Source organism: Bradyrhizobium sp. NC92 (assembly GCF_025200865.1).
Lineage (GTDB): Bacteria > Pseudomonadota > Alphaproteobacteria > Rhizobiales > Xanthobacteraceae > Bradyrhizobium.
The window spans coordinates 2,553,931-2,575,038 of record NZ_CP104171.1 but is presented as its reverse complement, the minus strand read 5'-3'; the positions used below and the strand labels follow the sequence as shown (position 1 = coordinate 2,575,038).

The 21,108-nt window shown below is 63.9% G+C and carries 18 protein-coding genes; 5 read left to right on the top strand and 13 right to left on the bottom strand.

Annotated features, from left to right (window positions below; all coding sequences use genetic code 11):
* Window positions 1-80: 80 nt before the first annotated feature.
* Window positions 81-542, top strand: a complete 462-nt coding sequence (locus N2602_RS12070; protein ID WP_027571162.1) for an Lrp/AsnC family transcriptional regulator — start codon at window positions 81-83, stop codon at window positions 540-542.
* Here N2602_RS12070 and N2602_RS12065 read toward each other — a convergent pair.
* From N2602_RS12065 to N2602_RS12010, 12 genes are all read right to left on the bottom strand, one after another.
* On the bottom strand, window positions 505-1,734 hold the full coding sequence (locus N2602_RS12065) for a zinc-binding dehydrogenase (protein WP_260382751.1): 1,230 nt from the start codon (window positions 1,732-1,734) through the stop codon (window positions 505-507). The genes N2602_RS12070 and N2602_RS12065 overlap by 38 nt on opposite strands.
* 60 nt (window positions 1,735-1,794) lie before the next feature.
* Window positions 1,795-2,736, bottom strand: coding sequence for a DMT family transporter (locus tag N2602_RS12060; RefSeq protein WP_172784617.1), 942 nt, complete (start codon window positions 2,734-2,736; stop codon window positions 1,795-1,797).
* A gap of 187 nt (window positions 2,737-2,923) precedes the next feature.
* The gene (locus tag N2602_RS12055) at window positions 2,924-3,763 is read right to left on the bottom strand and encodes an aldo/keto reductase (protein WP_260382750.1); all 840 of its coding nucleotides are present in this window, start codon (window positions 3,761-3,763) and stop codon (window positions 2,924-2,926) included.
* Between the two features lie 10 nt (window positions 3,764-3,773).
* Window positions 3,774-4,679: an SMP-30/gluconolactonase/LRE family protein gene (locus N2602_RS12050; RefSeq protein WP_260383643.1), complete on the bottom strand. Its 906-nt coding sequence runs from the start codon at window positions 4,677-4,679 to the stop codon at window positions 3,774-3,776.
* Between the two features lie 392 nt (window positions 4,680-5,071).
* The gene (locus tag N2602_RS12045) at window positions 5,072-7,774 is read right to left on the bottom strand and encodes a nitrate reductase (RefSeq protein WP_260382749.1); all 2,703 of its coding nucleotides are present in this window, start codon (window positions 7,772-7,774) and stop codon (window positions 5,072-5,074) included.
* A gap of 1 nt (window position 7,775) precedes the next feature.
* Window positions 7,776-8,993: an NAD(P)/FAD-dependent oxidoreductase gene (locus N2602_RS12040; RefSeq protein WP_260382748.1), complete on the bottom strand. Its 1,218-nt coding sequence runs from the start codon at window positions 8,991-8,993 to the stop codon at window positions 7,776-7,778.
* Window positions 8,994-9,003: 10 nt separating this feature from the next.
* Entirely contained in the window at window positions 9,004-9,432 is a 429-nt protein-coding gene (locus tag N2602_RS12035; RefSeq protein ID WP_172783963.1) for a globin family protein, read from the bottom strand.
* Between the two features lie 128 nt (window positions 9,433-9,560).
* Complete coding sequence (locus N2602_RS12030; RefSeq protein ID WP_212254787.1) at window positions 9,561-10,952, bottom strand: MFS transporter; 1,392 nt, start codon at window positions 10,950-10,952, stop codon at window positions 9,561-9,563.
* Between the two features lie 340 nt (window positions 10,953-11,292).
* Window positions 11,293-12,090, bottom strand: coding sequence for an ABC transporter ATP-binding protein (locus tag N2602_RS12025; RefSeq protein WP_260382747.1), 798 nt, complete (start codon window positions 12,088-12,090; stop codon window positions 11,293-11,295).
* Between the two features lie 10 nt (window positions 12,091-12,100).
* Entirely contained in the window at window positions 12,101-12,997 is an 897-nt protein-coding gene (ntrB, locus tag N2602_RS12020) for a nitrate ABC transporter permease (protein ID WP_172783960.1), read from the bottom strand.
* A 64-nt stretch (window positions 12,998-13,061) separates the two neighbouring features.
* Window positions 13,062-14,381: a CmpA/NrtA family ABC transporter substrate-binding protein gene (locus N2602_RS12015; protein ID WP_260382746.1), complete on the bottom strand. Its 1,320-nt coding sequence runs from the start codon at window positions 14,379-14,381 to the stop codon at window positions 13,062-13,064.
* A 187-nt stretch (window positions 14,382-14,568) separates the two neighbouring features.
* Window positions 14,569-14,895, bottom strand: coding sequence for a hypothetical protein (locus N2602_RS12010; RefSeq protein ID WP_172783958.1), 327 nt, complete (start codon window positions 14,893-14,895; stop codon window positions 14,569-14,571).
* A 166-nt stretch (window positions 14,896-15,061) separates the two neighbouring features.
* Between N2602_RS12010 and N2602_RS12005 the strand changes: the two genes are divergently transcribed.
* The 3 genes from N2602_RS12005 to N2602_RS11995 all read left to right on the top strand — a co-directional run bounded on the left by N2602_RS12005 (window position 15,062) and on the right by N2602_RS11995 (window position 18,639).
* Window positions 15,062-15,901, top strand: coding sequence for a formate/nitrite transporter family protein (locus N2602_RS12005; protein WP_172783957.1), 840 nt, complete (start codon window positions 15,062-15,064; stop codon window positions 15,899-15,901).
* Between the two features lie 58 nt (window positions 15,902-15,959).
* Window positions 15,960-17,693, top strand: coding sequence for a bifunctional protein-serine/threonine kinase/phosphatase (locus N2602_RS12000; protein ID WP_260383642.1), 1,734 nt, complete (start codon window positions 15,960-15,962; stop codon window positions 17,691-17,693).
* Between the two features lie 508 nt (window positions 17,694-18,201).
* Entirely contained in the window at window positions 18,202-18,639 is a 438-nt protein-coding gene (locus tag N2602_RS11995; protein ID WP_260382745.1) for a hypothetical protein, read from the top strand.
* Between the two features lie 86 nt (window positions 18,640-18,725).
* On the opposite strand, the gene N2602_RS11990 is transcribed toward N2602_RS11995, so the two are convergent.
* The gene (locus tag N2602_RS11990; protein ID WP_260382744.1) at window positions 18,726-19,643 is read right to left on the bottom strand and encodes an intradiol ring-cleavage dioxygenase; all 918 of its coding nucleotides are present in this window, start codon (window positions 19,641-19,643) and stop codon (window positions 18,726-18,728) included.
* A gap of 160 nt (window positions 19,644-19,803) precedes the next feature.
* On the opposite strand from N2602_RS11990, the gene N2602_RS11985 reads away from it, so the two are divergent.
* Window positions 19,804-21,078: a serine hydrolase gene (locus tag N2602_RS11985; protein WP_260382743.1), complete on the top strand. Its 1,275-nt coding sequence runs from the start codon at window positions 19,804-19,806 to the stop codon at window positions 21,076-21,078.
* Window positions 21,079-21,108 lie beyond the last annotated feature (30 nt).

The window sequence follows — 21,108 nt, the reverse complement described above, 5'->3', positions numbered from 1 at the left end:
ACTTCTCAATTTTTCGCGCCATACCCGCCGATATTGGGATATTTTACCAACATAGCCGACCAGAAGCAGGTTCCATCCCAATGCCCGAGCTCGACGCCATCGACCGCAAGATCCTCAGCCACCTTCAGAACGACAGCCGCCTGACCATGCAGGAGCTCGCCGACAAGGTCGGACTCTCGGTGTCGCCCTGCCACCGCCGGGTCAAGCTCCTGGAGGAGCGCGGCGTCATCTCGCGCTATGTCGCAACCGTCGACCAGAAGGCGTTGGGACTGCATGTCAGCGTGTTCATCTCGATCAAGCTGGCGCGGCAGAAGGAGGAGGACCTCAACCGCTTCGCGCGCGCGATCTCGAAATGGGACGAGGTGCTGGAATGCTATCTGATGACCGGCAACCGCGATTATCTGCTCCGCGTCGTCGCCGCCGACCTCGCCTCCTACGAGACGTTCCTGAAGACCAAGCTGACCCGCCTCGACGGCATCGCCTCGATCGAGTCGAGCTTCGCGCTCAGCCAGGTGAAGTACTCGATCGCGCTGCCGGTGTAGCCGCAAGCTCCGGCCTGGTAGGGTGGGCAAAGCGTAGCGTGCCCACCATCACCACGCACGCGGATGCATGGTGGGCACGGCGCTCCGCGCCTTTGCCCACCCTACAAAAGCGCCACCGCCACGGCTGCACGATGATCTTGGTGTGGGCTTCGGGATTGGCGAGATCGGCGAAGGCCTTTGCGACGCCGTCGAGGCCGACTTCGGCGGTGACCATCGCAGCCGCATCCACCTGCCCTTCCGCGATCAGGCGCAGCGAGCCTGCAAACTCCTCCGGCGTGTAGCCGAGCACGTATTGGACGTTGAGCTCCTTCATGATGCCGAGCATGGGCTCGCTTCTGTCGCTCTCCATGCAGACACCGACCACGACGATGCGCGCATCGCGCGGAGCACCCTCGAACACCTGCTGCAACAGGCCGGGCACGCCGACGCATTCGAAGATGACCGCGGGCTTCAACGCCGGCAGCATGGCCTGGAACGGCGGCCGCGCCGCCTTCTCGGCCTCCGACATCTGCGCGTGCTCGGCCCAGGTCGCGTAAGGCTGCGACACCCGGGGGTCGACGACGATGTCGGCACCGAGCTTGGCGGCGAGCGCGCGCCGCGCCGGCGAATAGTCGGCCGCGACAATCGGATGCAGCCGCTTGAGCTTCAGCGCGGCGATCACCGCGAGCCCGACGGGACCGCAGCCGATCACCAGCGGCACCTCGCCGCCACGGATATTGGCTTTGGCGACGGCATGAACGCCGACCGCCAGCGGCTCGGTGAGCGCGGCATGCTCCGGCGCGAGACCATTGGGGACTTCGAGCAGCAGCGCTTCGCTCAGCAGCATCGCCTCGGCATAGCCGCCGACATTGTCGTTGGAATAGCCGATCCCTTCGATGCCCTGTGGCGTCACCAGCGCGGGCAGCGAACAAACGTGCGTGCCCGGCTTCAGCTTGCGCGATGTGCCCGGGCCATAATCGACGACCTCGCAGCAGAACTCGTGGCCGAACACGACGTCGCGGCCGAGGTCCATGGACTTTCGCCCGGTCTTCGTCGCCATCTCCACCATGCGGTGGGCGTGCTGGCGCGCATGCAGGTCGGAGCCGCAGATGCCGCAGGCGAGCGTCTTGACCAGAACCTGGCCGGGGCCCGGCGTCGGCTCGGCCATCCGGCCAACGACAATCTCACCGTTCCTGAAAATCGCGGCGCGCATCCGGCTCCTCCCTAATCGTTGGAGCCATTGATAGCACGACGCGGAACCCGCGAACTTGCGTCAGGCGTTCGGAGAGCGCTCTTCCAGCACCAAGAGCTGAGCGCGGCGGACGCGCTCGCGATGGGCGATGTAGAGGCCGCTGGCGACGATGAAGGCCGCACCGACGATGGTCCAGATGCTCGGGACCTCGCCAAAGATGAAGAAGCCGAGAATGCTGACCCACAGCAATTGCGAGTAGGAGAACGGCGCCAGCACGGAGGCATCGCCGTAGCGATAGGCCAGCACGACGATCCACTGGCCCGCGGTCGAAGCGACGCCGATGAAGATGCCGAGCGCGATCGCGGTCCAGGACGGCGTCACCCAGACGAACGGCACGATTGCGGTGAGGATGGCAAGGCCGGTGAGCGAAGAATACGCCATGGTGGTGACGACGGCTTCCCGTCCGCTCATCATGCGCGTCAAGATCAGCGTGCCGGCCCAGCACGCCGCCGAGACCAACGGAAAGACAGCGGCGGGGTGAAACGCGCTGGTGCCCGGGCGCAGGATGATCAGCACGCCGATCAGGCCGAGCGCGGTGGCGAGCCAGCGGCGCATGCCGACCTTCTCGCCGAGGAACACGATCGAGAGCGCCGTGACGAACAGCGGCGCGACGAAGCCGGTGGCGGAGGCCTCCGCGATCGGCAGGAAGCCGAGGCCCGTGATGAAGAACAGCGAGGAGCCAAGCAGTGCCGCCCCGCGCATCACGTGCAGGCCGGGACGCTTGGTGCGCATCGCATAGAACGGCGAGGCGGGCAGCATTACCGGCGTGAACAGCAGCGTGAAGGTGAGGAACCGGATCCAGGTGATCTCGATCGAGGGCAGGCTGGTCGAGAGATATTTCGCAGTGACGTCGGAGCAGCCGAGAAACACCGTCGAGAGCAGGATCAGCGCGATGCCCTTGAAGGGATGATCGACGCGCGCAGGCGCGCGGCGAGCCTGCTGCTTCTTCTCCGGCACAGGCATGGGAATAACGTCGAGCCTTGCGGCTGCGGCGGGCGGCGGTGTCACGGCTGGAACCCGGGCAAAATGCGAATCGAGAACAGCCGTAAAAAACGACAAATGCCCCGCGTTCACAACTTCCGAAAACAGGATGCCGATATGCGCGGGCCGCCGCGCGCGTCAATGCTCCGTTAATATTGCCCGTTGTGCACTACAGCATGGGCAAGCCGCGCGGCTTCGGTCCGCGCGGAAACGCTGCATCGAGCGCGGCAACCTCGTCTTTCGTCAGCACGAGATCGCCTGCCGCCGCATTTTCGCCGGCATGTTCCGCGGACGAGGCCTTCGGAATCGCGAACACCGTAGTCGCACGGGTCAGGAAGCTCAGCGCGACCTGACGCGGCGTCGCACGATGCGCCTCCGCGATGCGCGCCAGCACGGCGCCGCCCTTGCTGCTGCTCAACGGGAAATCGTCGTGGCCGAACGGCGAGTAGGCGACGACGGCGATATTGTGCCGTTCGCACCACGGGATCACCGCATGCTCGATCGCACGTTCTTTCAGATGATAGAGCACCTGGTTACAGGCGATCCGGCCCTCGCCTGAGACGTCTAGAATCTCGTCGAGATCGTCGGCATCGAAATTGGAGACGCCCCAGGATTTGATCTTGCCTGATTGCACCAGCTCTTCGAACGCAGCGACGGTGTCCTCCAAAGGATAGGAGCCGCGCCAGTGCAAGAGATAACAGTCGAGCCGATCGGTCTTCAGCCGCTTCAGCGAGCGCTCGCAGGCGGTGATGGTGCCGCGGCGCGAGGCATTGCTCGGCAGCACTTTCGAGACGAGGAACACCTCATCGCGCCGGCCTGCGATCGCATCCGCAATGACGAGCTCGGCATCGCCATACATCTCGGCGGTGTCGATGTGGGTCATGCCGAGATCGAGCCCGCGCTGAAGCGCCGCGATCGCGCGCTTGCGGTCGCCGTGGTCCAGATACCAGGTGCCCTGTCCGATCACGGAGACGTTGGCGCCGGTCTTGCCGAAGGGCTTCGTGTTCATGTCTATTCCTTCAGATGCTTTCGAGCCCGCCGATATCGGCCACCAGCACGCTGCCGGTCGAGGACTCCGTGATATAGAGACGGTCCTTGTTGGCGCCACCGATCGCGACATTGGTACAGTTCGGTCCCGCACACGACTTGATCCGCGCGATCAACTCGCCGTTCGGCGCGAACACGAACACGTGCCCGAGCGAGGCGTGGCCGACGAACAGGCGGCCCTTCGCATCCATGGTCATCCCATCAGGGCCGCTGGTGCCGAACAGCGAGCAGAAGCGCCCGACCTTGGACACGCTGCCGTTCTTCATGAACGGCAGCCGCCACACCGCGTTGTCGCGCGTCATCGCGACGAACAGCACGGTTTCGGTCGGGTCGAGCACCAGCCCGTTCGGACTGATGCCGGTGTCGAGCAGGCAATCGAGGCGGCCGTTCGATGCCAGCCGATAAACCCGCCCGCTTGGATCGTGCAGGCCGGTCTGGCCCTGGTCGGTGAAATAGATGTCGCCGTTGGCGGCGAGATGCAGATCGTTGCAGCCGCGAAACGATTCCGAATTGCGCCCGGTCAGGATGGGCTTGATGCGCCCGGCCGTTGCATCGAGCTCCATGATGCCATGCCTATAGTCGGCGATCAGGATGCGTCCGTCGGATGCAATCTTCAGCCCGTTCGGCCAGCCCTCATATTCAATCACGAGCGACCAGTCACCGTCGGGCGCAATCCGGAAGATGCGGCCGAACGGAATGTCGACGATGTAGAGATGGCCGTCCTTGTCGAAGGATGGCCCCTCGATGAAACTGTCGGTCGGGATATTCGGCCGGTTGGCATCGGCCCAATCGGTTCGCACGCCCTTGCGGCGAAATTTGTCGGGCATTGCCGAGAACAGCCTGGTCTCGATCAGGCGCGGCGGCGTTTCCAAGTACATCATTGTTGTTATGGGTGCTGGGGAAGAAGCCGCGGCAGCATAGGGCACAATCGAGGGCGCGTCGATTGGCGCGGGCGGCATGGCTGCGTCCACGTCGCTCTCGTGTCCCGGACGCGCTGCAGCGTGAAACGCTGCTGCGCAGAGCCGGGACCCAGAAAAGCCAAACACTCCGCTGTTGGATGGACCCCGGCTCTGCAGCGCTCCGTCGCACCGGACGATGCTTCGCATCGCTGGGGAGACGCTGCGCTGCGTCCGGGGCACGAGATCGCAGCGTTAGCACACACCTGTGTCCAAGCCGTCATTGCGAGCGCAGCGAAGCAATCCAGAGTGTCACCGCGGAGGGATTCTGGATTGCTTCGCTACGCTCGCAATGACGACGGAGAGAGCCAGCCCTATCCCGCCGCGCTTGCGACCTTCGCCTGCTGTGCAGGCACCTCCGTCGTCGCGATCAATCGTTTCAGCTCGGGGATGCAGGAGCCGCAATTGGTGCCGGCCTTGAGCTTGGCACCGATTTCGGCGGCGGTGCGCGCGCCGCTCGCGATGCTGTCGCAGATGGTGCCGCGGCCGACGCCGAAGCAGGCGCAGACGATCGGACCGGTCGAGGCCGCGCCTTCGCCGGACTTGCCCGACAGCAGCATGCGGCGCTGCTCGTCGGTGACCTGATCGGCCACGAACAGGCTCTTCACCACCTCCCAGTCGCCGGCATCGTGCGCCGGGCCGACGAACAGGCAGGTCTCGATGCGATCGCCTGCGAACGAAGCCGCGCGAAAAACCCCGCCGCCGAAATCGCGATATTCGGCAACGTCCTCGCCGGCGACGCTCTCGAGCCAGGCCGGCCAGCGAGCAAGATCCGCATTGTCGGCGAAAAGATAGCCGAAGCCGCCGCTGACGGTGACGCGCGTCCACAACAGGTTTTGCGGCAGATCGAGCGGCTTGCGCGACAATGCGAAACCGCGGAAGACGAATTCGTAAGGCGCGATCGCGGCCGGCGTCGCCTTGGCTTCCGGCTGTCCCGAGAACGGATCGGTGAACGGTGCTACCATCGCCCCGACGCGGCCGTGCGAGGCGTTCATCGCGCTCCAGTGGATCGGCACGAACAGGGTGCCGCGCTGCTGCCGCTCACTGACGACGACCTTCAGGATGCACTGGCCGTAATCGGTGGTGATGCGGGCATAGCCGTCATGGGCGAGGCCATATTTGCCGGCGTCGTCGGGATGGATCTCGACGAACGGCTCGGGCAGATGCGCGCCCAGCCGCTGGCTCAGGCCGGTGCGCGTCATGGTGTGCCACTGGTCGCGGATGCGTCCGGTGTTGAGCCTTAAGGGACGCGACGGGCCGGTCTCGCCGCGCAGCACCGGCACCTCCGGCGCAATGAAGCGGCCCTTGCCGTCATTGGTGAAGAAGCCGCCTTGCGCGAAGAAGCGCTCGCCGGGCATCCCGCCTTCGCGCACCGGCCACTGCACCGGCTTCAAGGCATCGAAGGCTTCGTCCGACAGCGTGGTCAGCGCGCCGATGTCGAAATCGCGGCTGCCATTGTTCTCGAAGGCCGAGAGCGCGGCGTGCTCGCGGAAGATGTCGGCGGCCGATTTGTAATTGAAGCTGTCGCCGAAGCCGAGGCGCTTTGCGGTCTCGCTCAGGATCCACCAATCGGGACGCGCTTCGCCCGGCGCCGGCAGGAACGCGCGCTGGCGCGAGATGCGCCGCTCGGAATTGGTCACCGTGCCCGACTTCTCGCCCCAGGCCAGCGCCGGCAGCAGCACGTGCGGGCCGGCCTCGACCGTGTCGTTGGAGAGCACGTTCTCGGAGACGACGAACAGCTCGAGCTTCTTCAGGGCATCGCGCACCATGTCGGCATCGGGCAACGATACCGCGGGGTTGGTGCCCATCACCCAGAGCGCCTTGACCTCGCCGCGGTTGATGGCCTCGAACAGCTGCACCGCCTTCAGGCCTTCATGGGTCGCGATGCGCGGCGCCTTCCAGAACCGCCTGACCCGGTCGATGTCGGGCGGCGTGAAGCCCATATGGGCGGCGAGCATGTTGGCGAGGCCGCCGACCTCGCGGCCGCCCATCGCGTTGGGCTGGCCGGTCAGCGAGAACGGCGAGGCGCCCGGCTTGCCGATGCGGCCCGTGGCGAGATGGCAGTTCAGGATGGCGTTGACCTTGTCGGTGCCCTGCGCCGACTGGTTGACGCCTTGCGAATAGAGCGTGACGACCTTCTCGGTGTCGCGGAACATCTTGAAGAAGGCGGCGACGTCCGGCTCGGAGAGCCCCGTGGCGAGCGCGGTCGCGGTGACGCTGCCGGCGATGTTGCGCGCGCGCGACAGCGCATCGTCGAAGCCAGACGTGTTCTGCGCGATATAATCCTGGTCCAGCACGCCATTGTCGGCGAGATGCACGAACAGGCCGGAGAACAGCGCGGTGTCGGTGCCGGGCCTGAGGCCGAGGAACAGATCGACGTCACTGGCGGTGTCGGTGCGGCGCGGATCGATCACGATCATGCGGGCGCCGCGCTCCTGCCTGTTCTTCAGCATGCGCTGGAACAGCACCGGATGGCACCAGGCCGCGTTCGAGCCGACGAAGACGAGCAGATCGGCCTGGTCGAGATCCTCGTAGCAGCCGGGCACGGTGTCGGCGCCGAAGGCGCGGCGATGGCCCGCGACCGAGGAGGACATGCAGAGCCGCGAATTGGTGTCGACGTTGGCGGTGCCGACAAACCCCTTCATCAGCTTGTTGGCGACGTAATAGTCCTCGGTCAGCAGCTGGCCGGAGAGATAGAACGCGACCGCGTCCGCGCCGTCGCGCGCCACGATATGCTGCATGCGATGGGCGACATGATCGAGCGCATCGCTCCAGGCGACGCGCTCCAGCACGCCCTTGCAGCGGATCATGGGATAGAGCAGCCGCCCTTCCAGCCCGACGGTCTCGCCGAGCGCGGAGCCCTTCGAGCACAGCCGGCCGAAATTGGCGGGATGATCGGGGTCACCCGCGATCGCCGCGCCACCCCTGCCGTCGGGCGTTGCCAGCACGCCGCAACCGACGCCGCAATAAGGACAGGTCGTCTTGGTGGTGCGGAGATTTGGATCGATCGCCGTCATGTCACGCCGCTTTCGAAGGCTGCGCCAGTGCGCGGCCGAACATCATGTCGGTGCGGATCGCCGCGACGTTGTCGCGGTTGCGGATCAGCTCGAGGTACCACAGCGCATCAATTGTATCGCCGATCAGCACCGCCCCGGTCAGCCGGCCGTCGGCGATGACGAGCTTCTTGTAGGTGCCGCGCCTGCGGTCCGACAGAACGAGGCTCTCGCTGCCCTCCCCGCCCATGAAGTCGCCGGCGGAGAACACGCTGACGCCGGAGACCTTCAGATTGGTCGAGACCACGCTGCCCTGATAGGCGGCGGGCCGGCCGGCCAGGTGCCGCGCCAGCACGCGCGCCTGCTCGTAGGCGGGCTCGACCAGGCCATAGCAGGTGCCGCGATGCTCGGCGCATTCGCCGAGCGCAAAGATGTCGGACGAGGAGGTCTGCATCACGTCGTTGACGGCCACGCCGCGGTTGACCGCAATCCCCGCCTCTTTCGCCAGCGAAACGTTCGGCTTGATGCCGGCGGCGAAGATCACCGCATCGGCCTCGATGCGGCTGCCGTCGGCGAGCTCGACGGCCTCGACATGACCGTCGCCGTGGATGCAGGTCGTCGCGGCATTGAGCATGACGCGGATGCCCTTGCGCTCGACCAGCGTCTTGAGCAGGTCGGCCGCGGGCCCGTCGAGCTGACGCTCCATCAGCCGGTCCATCAGGTGCAGCAGCGTCACGGGCGCGCCGGCCTTGGCAAGACCGTACGCCGCTTCGAGCCCGAGCAAGCCGCCGCCGACAACGACGACGCGCTTCTTCGCCGCGGCCAGCGTCAGCAGCAGGTCGACGTCGCGGGTGTCGCGAAACGTGTGCACGCCGGCAAGATCGGCGCCCGGCACATTGAGCCGCAGCGGCGTCGATCCCGTGGCGAGCACGAGCTTGGAATATTCCATGCTCTCTTCGCCCGCGATCTTGAGCTCGCGGCGGCCGACATCGATCTCGGTGACGCGATAGCCGTAGCGCACCGTGACGCCGCGGTTTCGCCACCAATCGGCCGGCCGCAGCTCGATCTCGTGCGAGCCGGTCTCGCCGGCCAGCACGGAGGACAGCAGCACGCGATTGTAAGCGAGCCGCGGCTCTTCGCCGATCACGGCGACCGCATAGCGGCCGAGCGCGGTCTTGGCGAGCTCGTCGACCAGACGCGCGGCCGCCATACCGTTACCGACGATGACCAGCGGTTCACTCACAACGCATCTCCTATTCGGCGGCCTGCGCCTGCGCGCCGTAGGCCTCGGAAATCATGTAGCCGGACAGCACGCCGTAGGCGTCGGTCCAGGCTGCGGCGAGCTCGGGCGTCCAGGCCTCGCCAAGGCCCTTCTCGAGGGTCCACAGCAAGGTCGCGCCGACCACGGGGTAGTGCTCGGCCTTGGCGCCATAATCGACGTGACGCTTGGCGAGCGCGGAAGCTGCGGGAAGAATCGACTCCAGGTTCGACAGGCCGCCGACCACGGCGGCGAGCATGCCCATCAGCTTCTTGCGCTGCTCGGTCATGTCCTCGGGAAACATCGCGCGCACGGACGGCGCCACCTCGAACAGGCGGTCGTAGAACAGCACCGCGGCGGCTTCCGAAATCGGGGCGACCTTGGCGAAGCTCTGCTGAATGAGGGTAATCTGCTCGGGCGTCATAATGTTCTCCTGTCTGTTTCGGTCTGCCTTCGTCCGCGCCATTGCGGAAAAAGTTCATGGATCAAACGTCATCAGAGAGACTTCTCCCCGCGTACGGGGAGAAGCGACATTCGTGCCAATTTGTGTACTCACACACGCGCCTCGGCGAGGCTTGGGGCGCCTTCACCCTGCGGGCTGCGACGCAGGTAGAACCACCAGGTCAGAGCGAGGCAGGAGCCGTAGAAGCCGAGATAGATCGCGAGCGCGAGCTGCGGCCCGCCGGTCATGGCGATCGACTTGCCGAAGCCGCTCGGGATCAGATAGCCGCCGACGGCGCCGACCGCACCGATGAAGCCGACGGCCGCGCCGCTCTCGATGCTCGCGGTCTTCAGGGCAGCGCTGCGTGCCGCATCGCCCTTACCGCGCACCTTGAACAGGTTCTCCTCGCGGAAGATCGAGGGGATCATGCGGTAGGTCGAGCCGTTGCCGATGCCCGTCGTCACGAACAGGATCAGGAACATCGACAGGAAGCCGGCGAAGTCCTTGTGCCCGACGAAGTAGAGCGCGCCGACCGTGGCACCCGCCATCAGGATGAAATTCCAGAACGTGATGATGGAGCCGCCGACCCGGTCCGCGAGCCAGCCGCCGAGCGGACGCGACAGCGAGCCGACCAGCGGGCCGAGGAAGGCGATCGAGATCGTCACGGTGGGGAATTGCGTCTTGAGCAGCAGCGGAAACGCCGCCGAATAGCCGATGAAGGACCCGAACGTGCCGATATAGAGATACGCCATGATCCAGGTGTGCTTGCGCTTGACGATCGCGAGCTGGTTCTTCACCGATGATTTCGCCGTGGCGAGGTTGTTCATGAAGAACACTGCGCCGAACACCGCGATGCCGATCGGCAGCACCCACATCAGGCCGGCATTCTGCAGGAAGATGCCGTCAACGGGCGTTGCCTGGAACAGGTTGAAGACGGCGAGCGTCATCAGGATCGGGGTCAGGAGCTGCACGCTGGAGACGCCGATATTGCCGCCGGCCGCGTTGAGGCCGAGCGCCCATCCCTTCATCCGGTCAGGAAAGAAGAAGGAGATGTTGGTCATGCTGGAGGCGAAATTGCCGCCGCCGAGACCCGCGGTCGATGCGACCAGCAGCATGAGCCAGAACGGCGTATCGGGCTGGCTGACGAAGTAGGCAAGCGACAAGGTCGGGATGAACAGGATCGCCGCGCTGAAGATGGTCCAGTTGCGGCCGCCGAACGTCGTCACCGCGAAAGTGTAGGGAAAGCGCATGAAGGCGCCGATCAGGCCCGGCACGGCGACGAGCTGGAACAGCTGGTCGGTGGTGTAGTGGAAGCCGGCCTGCGGCAGCTTGGTGGTGACGATGCTCCAGATCAGCCAGACCGAGAAGCCGATATGTTCGGCCACGATGGACCAGATCAGGTTTCGCCGCGCGATCGACTTGCCGGTCGCGTTCCAGAACGCCTCGTCCTCGGGGCGCCAATCTGAAATCCAGCTGGAGTTCAGGGTCGGATTCTTCGTCATTGAGTATCCCTTCCAGGCTCACCGCTGCGTCGTTGCAGGCTCTGCCTCCGGTCACGGAGGCGCGCTCCGAGGCTTCACCCCCGGTGGCGAGTTCACGATGCTGATTGATGATGTTGAGGGACGTCGTCGTTGGCGTCGCGCAAAGACGCTTCAATTTCCGTGCCAGTTGCGCGCACGCAGGAAACACAGGGATTTCAGGACGTTATTCGTATTGCCCGAATTGTTTGCAGGGCGTTTCCGCACGCTAAATTTGCGATTCGCTCAATCCCTGTGCGACGCACAGGGATTGAGCTTGATGTCGATTAATTAGGCGCGGGCATATCTCGCGTGAACCCGTGATTTACGCGGCCTCGACGAAGCGATGACGCTCGTAGAGGAATTCGAGCACGCGCTGGCGGCACTTCAGATAGGTGGCGTTGGTCGCGAGGTCGAGCCGCTTGCGCGGCCGCGCCAGCGGCACCTCCAGCACCTCGCCGATGCGCGCGCTCGGTCCGTTGGTCATCATCACGATGCGGTCGGACAGGAGCACGGCTTCGTCGACGTCGTGGGTGATCATCAGGATGGTGTTGCCGAGCTTCTGATGCAGCGCCATCACCGAGTCCTGCAGGTGGGCGCGGGTCAGCGCGTCGAGCGCGCCGAACGGCTCGTCCAGCAGCAGCACCTTCGGCTCCATGGCCAGCGCCCGCGCGATGCCGACGCGCTGCTTCATGCCGCCCGAGATTTCCGAAGGACGCTTGTCCCTGGCATGGGCCATCTGCACGAGGTTGAGATTGTGCATCACCCAGGCGTCGCGCTCGGCACGGGACTTGGTCTTGGCGAAGACCTTGTCGACGCCGAGCCTGACGTTCTCGTAAACGGTCAGCCACGGCAGCAGGCTGTGGTTCTGGAACACCACGGCGCGATCGGGCCCCGGCGAGTTCACCTCGCGGTTCTCCAGCAGCACGCCACCAGTGGTGGCGCCGGTCAGCCCCGCGATGATGTTGAGCAGGGTCGACTTGCCGCAGCCGGAATGGCCGATGATCGAGACGTATTCGCCCTTCTCGATCGTCAGGTTGATGTCCTTCAGCACCTCCGTGGTGGTGGCGGCGCCGCGGGTGAAGACCTTGTCGATGTGGTCGAGCTTCAGATAGGCGGTCATGTCCCTCTCCTCAGTTCTGCGCGGTACCGTGGGTGACGAACTTGCCGAGCCCCGCGATCAGGCGGTCCAGCACGAAGCCGATGATGCCGACATAGAACAGCGCCAGGATGATCTCGCTGATATGCGAGGAGTTCCAGGCGTCCCAGATGAAGAAGCCGATGCCGACGCCGCCGATCAGCATTTCGGCGGCGACGATCGCCAGCCACGACAGGCCGATGCCGATGCGCAGGCCCGTGAAGATGTAGGGCGCCGCCGCCGGGATCATGATCTTGGAGAAGAACTCGAGCGGATTGAGCTGCACCACCGCGGCGACGTTACGATAGTCCTGCGGGATGTTGCGGATGCCGACCGCGGTGTTGATGATGATCGGCCAGATCGAGGTGATGAAGATGACGAAGATCGCGCTAGGCTGGCCGTCGCGGAAGGCCGCGAGCGACAGCGGCAGCCAGGCCAGCGGCGGAATGGTGCGCAGCACCTGGAACAACGGATCGAGCCCGCGCATCGCCCACACCGACTGCCCAACCAGCACGCCGAGCCCAATGCCGGCGATCGCCGACAGCGAGTAGCCGAAGGCGACGCGCTGGAGACTGGCGGACAGATGCCAGAACAGGCCCTTGTCGATGCCGCCATGGTCGAAGAACGGATCGAAGATCAGTTCCCTGGTGTCCGCAAACACTTTTGAGGGCGGCGGCAGCGCCGAGCCGGCCCTCCGGCAGACCAGCTCCCACACCAGCGTCAACAGCGCGATCACGACCAGCGGCGGGATCACGCGCACCGCCGTCTCGCGCGCCATCCGTGCGTAAGCCTCAGTGCGCGGCGGACGCTTCGGCGTCAGCGCGACGACCGGCGCAATTGTTGCGGCAGGCTTCGCGGTCTCAACCTCGATCTTCGTGGCAGTCATGTTCATCGCTATCTCTCTCCGGCGTGGCAAGGACGATGCGGCCGCCTCAAAAGGCGGCCGCAGGGCTCCGTCAGACTTCGACGCGCTTGATCGCGAGCGACTTCAGATAGGCGGCCGGATTTTCCGGATCGAACACCTTGCCGTCGAAGAAGGTCTCCTTGCCGCGCGAGGTAGAGGCCGGAATATCGGCGGCGGCGACGCCGAGCGTCTTGGCCGCGTCCTTCCAGAGATCCTCGCGGTTGACCTTGGCGATCAGTGCCTTGCTGTCGAAGTTCGGCTCGTACTTGCCCCAGCGGATGTCCTCGGTGAGGAACCAGAGATCGTGACTCTGGAACGGATAGGAGGCATGGTCCTTCCAGAAGCGCATCTGCTGCGGCGAGTTGTCGACCACTCGGCCGGTGCCGTAGTCGAACTTGCCCTTCATGCGATCGGTGATGTCTTCGACCGGGCAGTTGATCCACTGACGCTTGGCGCAGATCACCGCGGCTTCCTCACGGTTCTCGGCCTTCTCGGACCATTGCTGGGCTTCCATCACCGCCATCAGCAGCGCCTTCGCTGCCTTCGGGTACTTGTCCACCCATGCCGCGCGCATGCCGAACGACTTCTCCGGATGCTTGTCCCAGAGCTCGCCTGTGGTGATCGCGGTGTAGCCGATGTTCTGATGGATCAGCTGCAGATTCCAGGGCTCGCAAACGCAGAAGCAATCCATGGTGCCGACCTTCATGTTGGCGACCATCTGCGGCGGCGGCACCACGATGGTTTCGATATCCTTGTCCGGATCGATGCCGCCGGCGGCGAGCCAATAGCGGATCCAGAGATCATGCGTGCCGCCCGGGAAGGTCATCGCGGCCTTAACAGCCTTGCCGCCGGCCTTCTTCTTCTCCAGCGCCGCCTTGAAGGGCGCGGTGTCGATCCCGACCTTGAGATCCGCATATTCCTTGGCGACAGAGATGCACTGACCGTTCAGGTTCAACCGTGCCAGGATGTACATGGGCGTCGGCTGATTGTTCTGCGTCACCTTGCCCGCCGAGATCAGATACGGCATCGGGGTGAGGATATGTGCACCATCGATGCCGTTGCCCTCGGAGCCGAGCACGAGATTGTCACGGGTGGTGCCCCAGGACGCCTGCTTTTGCACCTCGACGTCGGGCATGCCGTATTTGGCAAAGATCCCCTTCTCCTTAGCGACGAAAAGAGGGGTCGCGTCGGTGAGCGCAATGAAGCCGAGCTTGGCGCCCTTGACCTCGGGGCCCGCGTCCTGAGCGAAGGCGCCGGCGGGGAAATTCAGTTTGGCGGCGGCAAGAAGGGCGGCGGTCGAGCCGGTGGCCTTCAACAATTGCCGGCGGCTGAGGCCGGTCGTTTCCGAGGGCCGGCGGATGCGCTTGGTCATAGGCAGTGTCGTCCTTTGGCGTCGTTGCGGAATGATTTGCGGCTGTGCGCGCGAGCTGCCCGTCCGTCCGGTTGCGCCGTCCTTGGCGCGTGCGAACGCATGACGGGGGGACCCCCGTCTGGTGGCGTCAGCAAAATCGGATGAGATGTCTCGCGGGACGGCTTCAATGGCGTCGGGCTGGTCGTATTCAAGCTTCATGCCAAGCTTGCCACCGCAAAAAGCGATGATTGTTCAAAGCATTATAACGATCGCGCCAAACTGTCGCAGGCCGGTTCCGCATGCGAAATTTGCGATTTGCACATTCCTTGTGCGACGCACAAAGCTTGTGCATCAGCTCAATCAGGAGGCCGCGAGGGCGGCAGAACGAGATCAGCCCGAGCGGGATTGCATTGAAATTGCTCTCTATTTCTGGCGCGCTGTAGCGGCACGCAACTTGCTTTGCAATTGCCGTCAACGACGACTGCGGCTTGGCCGCATTGATGCAGCCTCTGGCGGCTGCGTCCCGGAAGCTCACCTGCTTCGCGGTCTCCCGGCTTCAGAGTCCTCGTGACGCGATTCCCAAGGCTTCCAGACTTTCCATAGCCCCTCGTGCGCGGCAGGCAGCCCGCACGACCGATGATGTTCAGCCGCGCTCGCCTGGGGGCGTGTCGATCTCACTTACGAAGCAAAAGGAACCATTGATGTCGTATCTCGCGCCTTCGGAATTCGTCACCAAGATGGTGGATGCGGGCGAGTCCAAGATCTTCATGTCCACCCGCGATACCATCATCCGCGCCTACATGGCCGGAGCCATCCTGGCCCTCGCGGCTTGGTTCGCCGTCACGATCAACGTCAACACCGGCCAGCCGCTGGTCGGCGCGCTGTTGTTCCCCGTCGGCTTCGTCATGCTCTATCTCCTCGGCTTCGACCTGCTGACGGGCGTATTCGTGCTCTCGCCGCTCGCGCTGATCGACAAACGCCCGGGCGTCACGCTCAGTGGCGTGCTACGCAATTGGGGCCTCGTCTTCGTCGGCAATTTCGCCGGCGCCTTCACCGTGGCCTTCATGATGGCCTTCGTCACGACGTTCGGCTTCACGCAAGCCCCCGACAAGGTCGGCGCGGCCATCGGCAATATCGGCGAAGGCCGAACGCTGGGTTATGCCGCGCACGGCGCGGCCGGCATGGCGACGCTGTTCCTGCGCGGCATGCTCTGCAACTGGATGGTCTCGACCGGCGTCGTCGGCGCCATGATCTCGACCTCTGTCCCCGGCAAGGTCATCGCGATGTGGATGCCGATCCTGGTGTTCTTCTACATGGTGTTCGAGCATTCCGTCGTGAACATGTTCCTGTTCCCGTCGGGCCTGCTGCTCGGCGCGAAGTTCTCGATCATGGACTATCTGATCTGGAACGAGATCCCGACCGTGCTCGGAAACCTCGTCGGCGGCCTCGCCTTCACCGGCATGACCCTCTATGCCACCCACGTCATGACCCTGCCGAAGCGCCAGGCGGAGAAGGCTGCAAAGCCCCGCGTCGCGGCCTGATCAAACGTCTCGACAGAGGAGCCTCGCCCAATCAGGGTGAGGCTCCTCTTTGCCGGTGATGACGATGTCCCGCGGACTCCAGATCTCGGTCGGCCAGCACTCCGACAAGGGCCGCAAGCCCGTCAACCAGGACTTTCACGGGGTCCTCATTCCGGAGGAGCCGCTGCTCAGCCTGAAGGGCATCGCGGCCGTCCTCGCCGACGGCATCTCCTCGAGCACGGTGAGCCAGATCGCCAGCGAGTCGGCGGTCAAGAGCTTCCTGATGGACTATTACTGCACGTCGGAATCATGGACGGTGAAGACCTCCGCCCGCCGCGTGCTGGAGGCGACCAATTCCTGGCTGCATGCGCAGACGCGCAAGAGCCAATATGCCTATGACCGCGACAAGGGTTATGTCTGCACGCTCAGCGCCATGGTCATCAAGGCGGCGACCGCGCACATCTTCCATGTCGGCGACTGCCGCATCTACCGCCTCGCCGGCAAGGCGCTCGAGCAGCTGACCGACGATCACCGCATCATCGTATCGTCGGAGCAGACCTATCTCGGCCGCGCGCTCGGTATCAACCCGCAGCTCGAGATCGACTACCAGACGGTCGAGATCCAGGCCGGCGACACCTTCCTGCTGACGACGGACGGTGCCTACGAGTTCGTCGATGCGCGTTTCGTCACGAGTGCCATCAACGAGCACGCAGCCGAGCTCGACGGCGCGGCGAAGGCGATCGTGGAGGAAGCCTATCGGCGTGGCAGCGACGACAACATCACGGTCCAGATTCTGCGGATCGACGCGGTGCCGGAAGAAACCGGCGTTTTCGATCGGACCTCGACGCTGCCACTCCCGCCTCTTTTGGAGCCGCGCGCGATGTTCGACGGCTACCGGATCATCCGGGAGATCCATGGCAGCAGCCGCAGCCACATCTATCTCGCCGTCGATGCGGAAACCGAGGAAACGGTCGCGCTCAAGATTCCGTCGATCGACCTGCGCGACAACCAGGCCTATCTGAAGCGTTTCCTGATGGAAGAGTGGATCGCGCGGCGGATCGACAGTCCGTACGTGCTCAAGCCGCGATCGCGATCGACGCGGCGCAATTATCTCTACGTCGCGACCGAGTTCGTCGAGGGGCAGACGCTGCGACAATGGATGCTCGACAATCCGCGGCCCGATCTGGAGACGGTGCGCAGGATCATCGAGCAGATCGCCACCGGGCTTCGCGCCTTCCACCGCATGGAGATGCTGCACCAGGACCTCCGGCCCGACAACGTCCTGATCGACAAGACCGGTACCGCCAAGATCATCGACTTCGGATCAGTGAGGGTCGCGGGCGTCGCCGAAGCCGCGCCGAGAGCGGCCGACGCAGAAATTCTCGGCACGGTTCAATATACGGCGCCGGAATATTTCCTTGGGCAAGGCGGCTCGCCCCGGTCCGACATGTTCTCGCTGGCAGCCATCTGCTACCAGATGCTGACCGGGCATCTGCCCTACGGCGCCCAGCTTGCCAAAATCCGCGGACGATCGGACGCGTGGAAATTGCGATACCGCCCGGCGATCGACGCCGAGCGGGGCATCCCGGGCTGGATCGACGGCGCGCTCAGGAAAGCGCTGCATCCCGATCCCTACAAGCGCCACGAGGACATGTCCGAGTTCGTCTTCGAGCTCAGAAATCCCAATCCGGCCTATCTGAACACGCGCATCACGCCCCTCCTCGAGCGCAATCCGTTGATGTTCTGGAAGCTGACCTCGGCCGCGCTCGCCTGCGCTGTCGTCGTGCTGCTGGCGCTGCTGCACGCGCGCTAGGACCGTCGTCTGTAGAGGCACAGACGCCAATTAGAGACATATATCGCCATGGAGACATCGCCACTGGAGGCCAAAGCCGGGCTTCGAGCAGTCGTCTGCCAATCGCCGGCCGTCGTCACTGTCAGCGCCCGACTGCACGCCTCTCGCGCCTTCAATGTCAGGCATCCCAGCGTCAACGGTACACGCATAGAGATATATGTGATAAGGAAAGGAGTTGGCCACGAGGACTCTATACAAGATGGGGTGCAATATGGTCGATCCCAGTGACCATGCGCGCAGATGTCCCGATTGCTATGAACCTGTCCCTAAGCGAGTCCGCATTTGCCCCAAGTGCAAGTCTTATCTTGATTGGAGGAGGTTTGTCTCGTTTGGGCAGACGAATTTAGCTCTGCTCATAGCTCTCATTTCAGTATCGACTTCGCTAATAACTGTTGTTGCTCCTCTTTTCCGGGCTCACGGTTCGGATCTGAAATTCCTGTTCGAAAGTGCGACGGACAAAAGCGTCTCAATGATGGTACGTAACGACGGCCGGTCCAGCGGAATAATTCGCTTTGTAAGCTTCTCGGTTTCAATTGCTGACACGAGTTCGTCCACATTGGTTATCGCTGTACCGCATGAAGGTAGTGTCATCGAGTCCGGCAAGGAAATGAGAGTTACATTTGCTCCAGTCACACCGAACAACGAGCACCGTATTTGCGCCCACTTGCTTGACAAAAAATTCTTCAATCGCTTCGGCAAACTCCCGGAAGGGCCAATCTCTCCTCCAGCTAAACAGTCGAAGATCGACGGTCGCTACTTCTCGATGCTCTTCGCCCTCAAATGTGCTTTTCACGGCGTAGAAACGAACTTCTACGAAACCAAAAACATACACGCTGATTCAAAATGCGATGGCAATCAGTGGATCACTCATTGTCTGATCAGTGCCAATTCGGCGTTCGTTGACTAACAAACCCATCATCACCTAGTGTCTTCGTAAGTATCGGGACGAAACCGGGCCAGCGCGGTTTGAACGTACGCCCCTCCGAGCGATCCTCACGCCGGCTCCGCCGTCTTCACCCCCAGCGGTTTCGGCGCCACGCCGCCGCCGGGCTTGAGGTGGAATTCGTAAGTCATCAGGTGCCACCGCCCGTTCGCCTTGGTGCCGTCGGGCATTGTGGGATCGTTGCGTGGCTCGACCTTGGCGACGAGATCGTCCTTCACGCCGAACACCACGTCGGAATCGAGATATTTGTCGCCGTCCATGAAGACGTGGGTGATCAGCGGCTCATAGCCCTTGGCATTGACCAGGAAGTGCACGTGCGCCGGGCGCATCGGGTGGCGGCCGGTCTGCACGATCATCTCGCCGACGGGACCATCGGTCGGAATCGGATAGCTGCACGGCAGGATGGTGCGGAAGAAGAAGCGGCCGTCGCTGTCGGTGATGAAACGCGCCCGCGCCGAGGCGCCGACCTCGTCATAGTTCGGCTTCTGGGAGTCGTAGAAGCCGTCGTCATCGGCGTGCCAGACGTCGACGGGAACGTTCGCAAGCGGCTTGCCCTGCAAATCCGTGACGCGGCTCTGCACGAACATCCGCTCGCCGGTCTGGTTGTTCGGCGAGATGTCGGTGCCGTGCGCAGTCACCTTGTGCTCGCCGACATAGAACGGACCAAGCACCGTAGTCTGAGTGGCACCGTCGCGATCCCTGTGATTGACGGCGTCGACCAACATGGAGACGCCGAGCACGTCGGACAAGAGGATGAATTCCTGGCGGGTGTCGGTGCATTTCTGCCCGGTCCGGGTCAGGAAATCGATGGCGTATTCCCATTCCTCGAAGGTGAGACCGGTCTTGCTCACGTAATCGTGCAGCGACTTCACCAATTCCTGCAGCAGGAATTTCGCACGCGTATCGGGCGTCTGATCGAAGCTTTTGACGACGGCTTCGGTGAGGTCGGTCTCATTGAATTGCGTCATGGTGCGTTTGCCCTCGCGTTTTTATCGTTGGCCCGGGCGGGCTCCTTGCGTTCCGAGGCCGAGTCTACACCACGCGGCCCGGCCTCGTTAAGCGCAACCGACTTGGAATGCGGCCGCCATTTCGGTATCAACTTTCCGACAAAACGCCCCGGAGGAACTGATGCTCGCCCCCACCCCTGCCTCGCCCGAATCCGTCGGCATGTCCAAGGCTGCGCTCGACCGCGTCGATGCGCATCTCAAGCGCCGGTACATCGATGCCGGACGCTTCCCGGGCACGCATCTTCTGGTCTACCGCCGCGGCAAGGTCGCGCACAGCTCGGTGCAGGGCTTTGCCGACGTCGAGCGCAAGGTGGCGGTGAAGGACGATACGATCTACCGCATCTATTCCATGACCAAGCCGCTCACCAGCGTCGCATTCATGATGCTGGTCGAGGAAGGGCTCGTCGCGATCGACGAGCCCGTCGCCAAATACATTCCGGAGTGGAAGGATCTCGGCGTGTTCGTCGCCGGCACCTATCCGGCGTTCCTGACCCGGCCGCCCTCCCGGCCGATGCTGATCGTCGACCTCTTGCGCCACACGTCTGGACTGACCTACGGCTTCCAGCAGCGCTCCAACGTCGATGCCGCCTATCGCACCGAGAAGATCGGCGAGGTCGAGAAATCCGGCACGCTGCAGAGCATGATCGAGGGCCTGGCAAAGATCCCGCTGGAGTTCTCGCCGGGCGAGTCCTGGAACTATTCCGTCGCAACCGACGTGATCGGCTATCTCATCGGCAAGATCTCGGGCATGCCGTTCGAGCAGTTCCTCAAATCGCGCATCCTCGATCCGCTCGGCATGACCGACACCGACTTCCACGTGCCGGCATCGAAGGCGCATCGCTTCGCGGCCTGCTATTCGGCGGACCCGGGCGGCGGCACGGCCTTCCATGCCGGCCAGCGCCGCGAGGGGCTGACACTTCAGGACGATCCGACAACGAGCTCGTTCCTGTCGCCGCCCTCGTTCATCTCCGGCGGCGGCGGCCTGTGCTCGACGGTCGCCGACTATCTCACCTTCTGCCGCGCGCTGCTCAATGGCGGCGAGCTCGGCGGCGTCAGGCTGATCGGGCCGAAGACGCTGGCGCTGATGACGACCAACCACATTCCGGGTGGGCGTGCGCTGCCGGAGGTCTCGCGCTCGCTGTTCTCGGAAGCGACCTATAACGGCATCGGCTTCGGTCTCGGCTTCGCCGTCACCATGCGCCCGGCCGAGACGCTGATCGCCGGCAGCCCCGGCGAATACAATTGGGGCGGCGCCGCCACGACCTCGTTCTGGATCGATCCCGCCGAGGAGCTGATCACGATCTTCATGACCCAGGTGCTGCCGTCGAGTGCTTACCCGCTCCGCCGCGAGCTGCGCAGCATGGTCTACGCCGCAATCACCGAGAGCAACCTGTAACCAATCGCGGCCGATCCCGCGGCTGCCGGC